Annotated in this window: 9 protein-coding genes; 4 read left to right on the forward strand and 5 right to left on the reverse strand. The window is 69.5% G+C overall.

The window, feature by feature from the left end; all coding sequences use genetic code 11:
• Positions 1-1,831 (forward strand): neutral/alkaline ceramidase (locus ON29_RS04185; RefSeq protein ID WP_040864815.1); only part of this gene is annotated, 1,831 nt, incomplete at its 5' end.
• Between the two features lie 9 nt (positions 1,832-1,840).
• Here ON29_RS04185 and ON29_RS04190 read toward each other — a convergent pair.
• On the reverse strand, positions 1,841-2,080 hold the full coding sequence (locus ON29_RS04190) for a DUF2530 domain-containing protein (protein WP_040864816.1): 240 nt from the start codon (positions 2,078-2,080) through the stop codon (positions 1,841-1,843).
• 115 nt (positions 2,081-2,195) lie between these two features.
• Between ON29_RS04190 and ON29_RS04195 the strand changes: the two genes are divergently transcribed.
• A complete protein-coding gene (locus ON29_RS04195) occupies positions 2,196-2,633 on the forward strand; it encodes a MarR family winged helix-turn-helix transcriptional regulator (protein WP_040864817.1) in 438 nt (145 codons plus the stop codon).
• A gap of 41 nt (positions 2,634-2,674) precedes the next feature.
• Here the strand turns inward: ON29_RS04195 and ON29_RS04200 are convergent, their stop codons facing one another.
• The 3 genes from ON29_RS04200 to ON29_RS04210 all read right to left on the reverse strand — a co-directional run bounded on the left by ON29_RS04200 (position 2,675) and on the right by ON29_RS04210 (position 4,727).
• Positions 2,675-2,914 carry a hypothetical protein gene (locus ON29_RS04200; RefSeq protein WP_157172645.1) on the reverse strand — a complete coding sequence of 80 codons (240 nt, stop codon included), beginning with the start codon at positions 2,912-2,914 and terminating at the stop codon, positions 2,675-2,677.
• 165 nt (positions 2,915-3,079) lie between these two features.
• The gene (locus tag ON29_RS04205) at positions 3,080-3,481 is read right to left on the reverse strand and encodes a YccF domain-containing protein (RefSeq protein WP_040864818.1); all 402 of its coding nucleotides are present in this window, start codon (positions 3,479-3,481) and stop codon (positions 3,080-3,082) included.
• 43 nt (positions 3,482-3,524) lie between these two features.
• The gene (locus ON29_RS04210) at positions 3,525-4,727 is read right to left on the reverse strand and encodes a GNAT family N-acetyltransferase (protein ID WP_040864819.1); all 1,203 of its coding nucleotides are present in this window, start codon (positions 4,725-4,727) and stop codon (positions 3,525-3,527) included.
• Positions 4,728-4,839: 112 nt separating this feature from the next.
• Here ON29_RS04210 and ON29_RS04215 point away from each other — a divergent pair, with 112 nt between their 5' ends.
• Together ON29_RS04215 and ON29_RS04220 are read left to right on the forward strand one after the other, a co-directional pair.
• The gene (locus ON29_RS04215; protein ID WP_040864822.1) at positions 4,840-5,643 is read left to right on the forward strand and encodes a TrmH family RNA methyltransferase; all 804 of its coding nucleotides are present in this window, start codon (positions 4,840-4,842) and stop codon (positions 5,641-5,643) included.
• Positions 5,640-5,930 (forward strand): DUF2537 domain-containing protein, encoded by a 291-nt coding sequence (locus ON29_RS04220; protein ID WP_281032499.1) that lies wholly within the window; start codon positions 5,640-5,642, stop codon positions 5,928-5,930. Before ON29_RS04215 ends, ON29_RS04220 begins: the two co-directional genes overlap by 4 nt.
• On the opposite strand, the gene ON29_RS04225 is transcribed toward ON29_RS04220, so the two are convergent.
• Complete coding sequence (locus tag ON29_RS04225; RefSeq protein ID WP_040864820.1) at positions 5,927-6,670, reverse strand: DUF6928 family protein; 744 nt, start codon at positions 6,668-6,670, stop codon at positions 5,927-5,929. The genes ON29_RS04220 and ON29_RS04225 overlap by 4 nt on opposite strands.
• Positions 6,671-6,989 lie beyond the last annotated feature (319 nt).

Raw genomic sequence — 6,989 nt, forward strand, 5'->3', positions numbered from 1 at the left:
GCGCCCCCGGGCGCGGGCGTTCGTCATCGGCGGCGCGGGGCGGCGGATCGTCTTCGTGGTCGCCGAGAACGGGATGATCTTCCAGTCCGTGCACCGCGGCGTGCTCGCCGAATTGGCCCGGCGCTTCGGCGATCTGTACACCGAGCAGAACGTGCTGCTCACCTCGACGCATTCGCACGCGACGTGTGGCGGCTCCAGCAACGACTACGCCTACAACCTGTCCATCCTCGGTTTCCAGCAGCAGGTGTACGACGCCGAGGTGAACGGGATCGTCGAGGCGATCGCCGCCGCGCACGCCGATCTCGGGCCCGGCTCGCTGGCGCTCGGCCGTGCCGAACTACACAACGCGAGCGTGAACCGCTCGCGGGTGGCCTGGGAACTCAATCCGCCTGCGGACAAACAACATTTCCCGGACGCCATCGATCCCGCCGTGACCACTCTCGTCCTGCGCAAGGGTGGGCGGATAGCGGGCGCGATCACCTGGTTCGCCACCCACAACACGTCGATGACCAACGCGAACCGGCTGATCAGCTCGGACAACAAGGGCTACGCCTCGTTCTCCGCCGAGCACATCGAGCACGGTGTGCGCTATCTGGACGGCGAGCCCGCGTTCGTCGCCGCCTTCGCGCAGACCAACGCCGGTGACATGTCCCCGAATCTGAATCTGCGCCAGGGCTCCGGGCCGACCGAGGACGAATTCGAGAACACCCGCATCCTGGGCGAGCGGCAGTACGCGGCGTCGAAAGACGCGGCGGCGCGGGCGCGGCAGATCTCCGGCCCGGTCGACGGGATGCTCTGCTACATCGATCTGGCGGACATCGCCGTGGACGGCCGTTTCACACCGGACGGCTTGCCGCGGCGCACCGCACCGGCCGCGGCGGGCGTCTCGCTGATCGCGGGCAGTGTCGAGGACGGTCCGGGCCTGCCCGGCGGCCCGATTCCGGAGGGTGTGCGCAATCCGTTTCTCGAGGCGCTCGGCGACCCCGCTCGGCCCGCGCCGGCCTGGCTGGCGGACGCGCAGGCGCCGAAAGCGATCGCGGTGCCGCTCGGCCTGCTGCCCCCGGTGGCCTGGGTGCCGAATGTGCTGCCGATTCAGCTCGTTCGCATCGGTGAACTCTATTTGGCGGCCGCGGGAGGCGAATTCACCATCACGTCGGGGTTGCGCATTCGCCGCGCGGTCGCCGCGGCGCTGGACGTCTCGCTGGAGCAGGTGCTCATGCAGGGATACGCGAACGCCTACCACGAATACGTCACTACGCCAGAGGAATACGATTCCCAGCAGTACGAGGGCGCCTCGACGCTGTTCGGCCGCTACACCCTGTGCGCCTATCAGCAGGAGTTCACCCGGCTGGCCACGGCTTTCGCCGCCCGCACGCCGGTGCCGCGCGGCCCGGCGCCGCGCGATGTGTCCCATCTGCAACCGAACTTCCAGCCGGGCGCCGGTCCGGACGCCGCCGTGCGGGGGCGCGGCTTCGGTGACGTACTGGTGCAGCCGAATCCGTCCTACGACCCCGGCGACCGAGTGGTGGCCGAGTTCGTCTCGGCGCACCCGAAGCACGACAACCGCCGCAACGGGACGTTCCTGGAAGTGCAGCGCAGGAATGCGTCCGGCGAATGGCTACGAGTGGCGAACGAGGGCGAGTGGGCGGTGAGATACCACTGGAGCAAGCGCGGGCCCGCCGAATCGATAGCCCGATTCACCTGGGACATCCCCCTCGATGCCGAGCCGGGACGTCATCGCTTCCAGCACTACGCGACCCGTCTCGATCCCGGTGGCGCGCTCTACCCGATCACCGGCACGACCGACGAATTCGATATCGGCCGACCTTGACCGGATCGGCTACAAACCGGTCTGCGCGCCTTTGTCTCCGCGCCGCGCGCCGCGCCGCTGAACGAGATAGATCACTAGCGCCATAAGTCCGACCACCAGCCCCATCAGGCAGACCGGCCGGGCCGAGGCCCACCGGTCGCCGCCCGCCCACACCACCACGGTGGCGATCAGCCACAACGCGCTGCCGACCGCGAGCACGGGGCGCGGATCGGTGAGGCGCGGTGGGAGTTGCGGGACTTTCTGCGTCACGAGCTCAGCCTAATCGGCCCGGTCGGAGGAACTCGGCCGACCGCGCGGCGACGAGTGGTCCGCCAGTGGCCGGAAGCCGCGACCGCCCGCCCGCGGTCCCGTATCGTTTGCCACTGTGACAACGCCATCGGATGTCAGAGCCCTTGCTGGTGAGCTCTCGCTGGCGGTCGTTCGACTGACGCGACACCTGCGCGGGCGTCGTGCCGACTCGCAGATCTCGCTGACCCAACTCTCCGCGCTCGCGACCCTCGCGCGCGAGGGAGCGATGACGCCGGGCGCGCTCGCCGCGAAGGAACGCGTGCAGCCCCCCTCGATGACCCGCGTGATCGCCTCGCTCACCGACCTCGATCTGGTGGAACGCAACCCGCATCCCACCGATGGCCGTCAGATCATCGTCTCGCTGTCCCACGCGGGCCGCGCGCTCATCGCCGATGAAGCCAGCGCACGTGAGGCGTGGATGACCGAGCAGCTGTCGACGCTCACCGAGGAGCAGCTCGTCGTGCTGACCCGGGCGGTGGCGATCATGAAGCAGATCGTCGCGGAGTCCGAGTAGCGCAACGGAATTCATCGAATCGCCGCCGACGGCGGCCCGGATCAACGGTTCGTGCGGACGAGCCGGAGAATGATCCCGCCGCCCCACCACAGCAGGCTGCCCGCGATGGTCAGGCAGAGGACGAAGGCCGGATAGACCAGGACGCCGTAGTCGTCGGCCCATCGGGGCAGATGGGTGAGCCGGGCGCCCGCGCCGATGAGCAGCAGCAGTCCCAGCGTCACCGCGATCGGCGCGAGCGGCGCGGTCTCCGAATCGGGCCTGCGGGCGGTGCGGTCGGTCATGGTGGAGCCCTCCTGTGCGGTCGGCTCGGCACCCGCTCGGGGCGCGATGGGCACTGGAAAAGATCAGTTACCTTCTAGCTAACATTCGCACGGAGATGTGATTTCGTTAACACTCTGTGATGCAGATCACATAACTGTCGCGAGGCGACAGTCCGCTGAGCGCGGCTACCGTTCCCCGAACGGACGGTCGCTGTCCACGATCTCCCGGCCCAGCGGGAACAGCGAAACCGGGATGAATTTCAGGTTGGCCCAGCCGAACGGGATACCGATGATCGAGACGAACAGCGGGATGCTGGTAAGCAGGTGGCCCAGCGCCAGCCACCAGCCCGCGACGATGAACCAGATGATGTTGCCGATCAGTGAGCCCGCGCCCGCACCCGGCTTCTCCACAGTGGTCCGCCCGAACGGCCACAGCACGTAGGCGGCGATCCGGAACGACGCGATGCCGAAGGGAATCGTGATGATCAGGATGAAGCAGATGATGCCCGCCACGATGTAGCCGAGGGCCAGCCAGAACCCGGCGAAGACCAGCCACAGGATGTTGAGAACCAGCTGAATCGGCTTCATGAGACCAGCATGCCAGTCTGCGGCGCCGGTGCGGTGCGCGTCGTCAGAAGAACCAGCCGAGCATCGCGTCGCGTTCCGCGCGGAAGGCGTCGTCGAGTGCGCGGATGTGGGCGGAAACTTTGGCCCGCAACCGGTTCGCCGCCGCGAACACCCGCGCGGGATACGCGCCGAGATACATGCTGCCGAGCACGTCGATGCCGAGTTCGAGATCGGCCGCGCGATCGGTCGGTTCGCATTCCGCCTGTCCGTTCCGCGCGCGCAGCGCGAACGTGCCGCCCGCGTTCCGGAACGGGTCGGTCACCGCGAGTGTCACATCCAGGTCGTCCGCGTAGCCGCGTGCCGTCAACGCCGCCGGGACGTCCATCAGGCGAAGCCACAGTCCGTCGTAGCGGGCGGTGGTGCGCACCAGCCGTGGATCGGTCAGCAGATAGGGCAGCGGGTCGTGGTCGGTGAGCACGGCATCCACCCGCTGTACCAGATCGAGGCCGAGCAGGGCCCGCCACAGAGCCGCGTGCGCTTCCGCGGTGACTGTCCGCAGTTCGACGACTTCCACCGTGCGCGCCCTGCCGTCCGCGTGGTACCGGTAGAGCGCGTAGCCGTCGGCGTGCAGGAGTCCGAACAGCGTGCTGCCGCCCTCGCGGTAACGCTCGGGATCGTCGAACACGAGGTCCCAGGCCGCCGCCGGGCGCACCTGTGCGCCGGGCACCAGCCTGCGCCAGCGGTCGTAGATCGCTTCCGCGGCCGCGCGCAGGTCGGCCGGCGCCCGCAGCGTGACACCGCCGGGATCGGGCGTCGACGGAAGGAACGCCGCCAACCGGCGGTCGATGCCGACCGCGTTCTCCCGCGTCGCGGTGCCGTAGCCGAACCGGCCGTAGATGCCGCCTTCGCTCGCCGTGAACATGGTCAGTGGCAGGCCTGCCGCCTCGACGCGCCGGTGCTGCTCGGTGTACATGGCGCGCAGGATGCCGCGCCGCCGGTGCGTCGGCGCCACGCCGACGCCCGAGATGCCACATACCCGCACGGTCCGCTCGCCGGGCACCGTCGCCGTCATGGTGGTGGACTGCGTGAGCCCGACGACCTCCCCTCCCTCGACCGCCACGATCGAGTTCTCCAACGGGAACAGCAGCGGTGTCCCCCGCATCTCGGCGGGGTCGTAGCGGGTGCCGAACGAGGTCTCGACCAGCGTCGTGATCGCGGGCGCGTCGTCCGCGGTGGCCGACCGAACCGTGATTCCCGAGGAGGTCATGCCTCGACGATCCCACGTTCGCGCACCCGCACGCACCGGATTATCCGTGGCTCGCGACCGCCGGGCGAACACCGATTCGGCCTGTGCCGCGACCGCCCGGCAGGATGGAGCGGTGGCCGAAGTGATCGATATCGATGACCCCGCGGACCCGAGGGTCGACGACTTCCGTGATCTCAAGTCGGTCGACCGCAGGCCCGATCTGCCCGGGCGCAAGGGGCTGGTGATCGCCGAGGGCGTCGTGGTGGTCCAGCGGATGCTCGATTCGCGCTTCGCGCCCACCGCCCTGCTCGGCGTGGAGCGCAGGCGAGCCGAACTCGCCGACGATCTGGCGGCCGTCGACTTGCCGTACTACCGCGCGACGGCCGAGGTGATGGCCGAGGTGGTCGGGTTCCACCTCAACCGCGGCGTGCTGGCCGTCGCCCGCCGCCCCACCGCGCTCGGTATGGACGAGGTGCTCGAGAAGGCGCGCACCGTCGCGGTGCTCGAGGGCGTCAACGACCACGAGAATCTCGGCGCCATGTTCCGCAACGCGGCCGGACTGGGAGCCGACGCGATCCTGTTCGGCGACCGCTGTGCCGACCCGTTGTACCGCCGCGCCGTGCGGGTATCGATGGGGCATGTGCTGCGGGTTCCGTTCGCGTCCGTGCCGGAGTGGCCCGCCGGTCTGGATATACTGCGGCGCAAGGGATTCCAGATCATCGCCCTCACTCCCGATCCGTCGGCGGCGAATCTGGCGGCGGCGATGACGGGGGAGCGGGTGGCGTTGTTGCTGGGGGCCGAAGGGCCGGGACTGACCGAGGAGGCCATGCGGGCCACCGACGTCCGCGCGCGCATTCCCATGACGCCCGGCACCGACTCGCTCAATGTCGCGACGGCGGCCGCGATGGCGTTCTACGAGCGGGTGAGGACGGCGTGACCGGACCGTATCGTCCGTATCCGTCCTACCAGGACCCGACGCCCTGGGGTGCAGGGCTGACCGTGGCGGTGATGGTGGCGCTGCTGGCCGCGGTCGCGGTGTATTCGTTCGGGGCCGCGCTGGCCGAAGTGCATCCGTTGCTCGCGGTGGTGGTGAATCTGGTCGCGGTCGGCGGCGCCGCGCCCACCGCTTGGCGCTGGCGTTTCGCGCCGGTGACGCGGTGGGTGATCGGCGGCGGCGCGGCGGGTGTGCTGCTCGGATGGATCGTGCTGCTGCTCGGCGGCTAGCCGACCGGGTCGTGTCCGCTCAGCCAGCCGAACAGGCCGCGCCTGCGCGCAGGGTTGTGCGCCCCGCCATCGGCAGCGCTGTGCATCGGCGAATCGGGCATCGTGCCCTTGGGGTGCAGCGCGAACTTGCAGACGGGTATGTCGCCCGGCGCGAGCGCGCCGGGCGCGGCCGGCTCGCGGTAGTGGAACCCGAGCCATTCGTCGTTGGCCGCGTCGGCGAAGTCCGGCGGATCGAACGGCAGCGAATGGGGGTCGGGCAGTTCGCCCGCGCGCCGGCGCACCGGATGCTCGCCTGCCCAATAGGGCCGCTCCCACACCAGCGGAAGACCCTCGTCCTCCAGGATGCGCACCCGGGTCGAGCTGAACGACCTGCGGAATTCGCCGCGCTCCCAGTGGGCGAACGCGCCCCAGCCGTGCTCGACGTCGAACGACACCAAGTAGGTGTGCTCCGAGGCAAGCGGCCGCACCAGCAACTCCGGGATCTCGGTCGGGTGGATGCGCGCGGACTGGGCCGAGCACAGCACCGTCACGCCGGGAAAGCAGCCTATGCACACCTCATCGGCGGCCGGGCCCGCGCAACCCGCGAGCGTGCCGACCATGACCGGCCGCACATCGCGGTCGTCGTGCAGTTGCTTCGCCAGTGCCAGTGCGGCCGCGGGATCCGGATTGTGGTTCGCGCGCAGTACCGTACGGGGATCGGGTGCGTCGACGTACCAGAGCGACCAAGCCTTGGATAGCATTCCGGCACCTTCCCGATAGTCGCACGAATCAACTCCGCGAACTTCGAGCAACGCCCGGAGGCGCCGACCGGCGCACCGCTGCGGTGACCTGCCCGGCGCCGACGCACGTCGTCGACCACACCGAAAATTTACTCGCCCCGCACCGGTCGCGGTGCGGCTTCGCACCGCGAACATCGGTTCGTGATCCCAGTTTTCGCGAGCGCAGGGGCGCCGCACGGAAATATCCGGCACTCGAACGCGCTCGTGCGTCCGGGATCGGTACTACCCGCAAGACCGGGCGTGGCGGGGAAGGGCTCAGTGACCCGAGCTGCGCACCCCG

The sequence above is a fragment of the Nocardia exalbida NBRC 100660 genome, from assembly GCF_000308575.1.
GTDB classification, from domain to species: Bacteria; Actinomycetota; Actinomycetes; order Mycobacteriales; family Mycobacteriaceae; genus Nocardia; species Nocardia exalbida.